The following is a 1,261-nucleotide window of genomic DNA, read 5'->3' as shown; positions in this document are numbered from 1 at the left end:
AATCTCTTTAGAAGAAGCAAACACCTATTTTTTAAGCGAAGATGAAGGCCTACCAGACCATATTACTGGAGTAAAAGACATTAACAACACACTCGATGAGTTTTTAGGCGTTTGGACACTAGATTATAACAGCAAACATTATGAGTTAACCATTACAAAATTTGAGAGTATGCTAGCAACAATAAAAATAGATATTTTATTAATTAAGCATAAGATCACAGATAATAATGGTGTAGTTCTAGATGATACCACAAACTTACCAAATAAGAGTCCCTCAGTTATGAATGGACAATTCTTTCTTAATGATAATGAATCTTATTTGGTATCTTATTTGGGACCAAATACTAAATGTGGGCAATTTGGAGATGTAGTAATTAATATAGATAATGATAGTTTAGGTGGAAATGAAATGCTGTTTCACTTAAGTCCTGGGCATGACACAATTACGTCTAATGATTGCAATGCACCTTTAACGTTTCCTTTTCCTGTAGATACATTTTTAACTTTTACAAAACAGTAATTTATAAAAAGGCTTCGGTTATGTATGTATCGAAGCCTTTATTTTAAATATGAAAAAAATAATTATAATACTCATCATAAGCTTATCAGTATACAACTGTAAAGCTCAAATCGCACCTTTATACCGGGCAAATACCAATATGCCAGAAGGCACTCATTATAAAGATCTAGATAACGATCTTAGTCAATTTGAAGGCACTTGGAAATGGCAAAGAAATGACTCTATAGTTACTATTGTTTTTCAAAAAAAGGAAGATGTTTACGATAGTGATTATAATCAGTACGAGGACTACCTTGTAGGAGAGTACAAATTTACAGTTGGAAATACGGTTATTCAAGATTACCTGTCTCGACTTGATGACAACACATTAATAGGGTTAGATCATTATATTGCCGGCAATACAATATTACACAAAGAGCAACAACCAGTATGCGATGAATGCGCCATTAATCAAAGACAAGTATTTGTTTACTACCAAGACCCCCTTTATGAATATATAAATTCTGCTATGGTATTAAGACACAAGGTAGAAAATGGTGTAGAAAAAATGAATGTTGTATTCTATGCCTTTAACTATTATATACGTCCAACTGAAGAGTCTCCCTTAGAAAATAGAATTCCTTTTGGAAATTATACGTTTATAAAGCAGTAGAAATTTTAATAGGCTTTGGTTTTAAGCCGAGGCCTTTTATTTTAATTATGAAAAAAATAATTATAATACTCGTCATAAGCTTATCAGTA

1 protein-coding gene and 1 pseudogene are annotated in these 1,261 nt (G+C 31.5%); both read left to right on the top strand.

All coding sequences use genetic code 11. The features are described from left to right. Nucleotides 1-520: pseudogene (locus tag ABD730_RS17135) on the top strand (hypothetical protein); the annotation flags it as partial. A gap of 49 nt (nucleotides 521-569) precedes the next feature. Continuing rightward, nucleotides 570-1,172: a DUF6705 family protein gene (locus ABD730_RS17130; protein ID WP_344716117.1), complete on the top strand. Its 603-nt coding sequence runs from the start codon at nucleotides 570-572 to the stop codon at nucleotides 1,170-1,172. Nucleotides 1,173-1,261 lie beyond the last annotated feature (89 nt).

The sequence above is a fragment of the Winogradskyella damuponensis genome, from assembly GCF_039538385.1.
Taxonomy (GTDB): domain Bacteria; phylum Bacteroidota; class Bacteroidia; order Flavobacteriales; family Flavobacteriaceae; genus Winogradskyella; species Winogradskyella damuponensis.
Note: the sequence above shows the minus strand (reverse complement) of the source record. Positions and strands in the feature narration are given on the sequence as shown.

What these genes read in the sequence shown, in the direction of transcription:
- ABD730_RS17130 (WP_344716117.1), top strand. Translation starts at nt 570, where the DNA reads ATGAAAAAAATAATTATAATACTCATCATAAGCTTATCAGTATACAAC.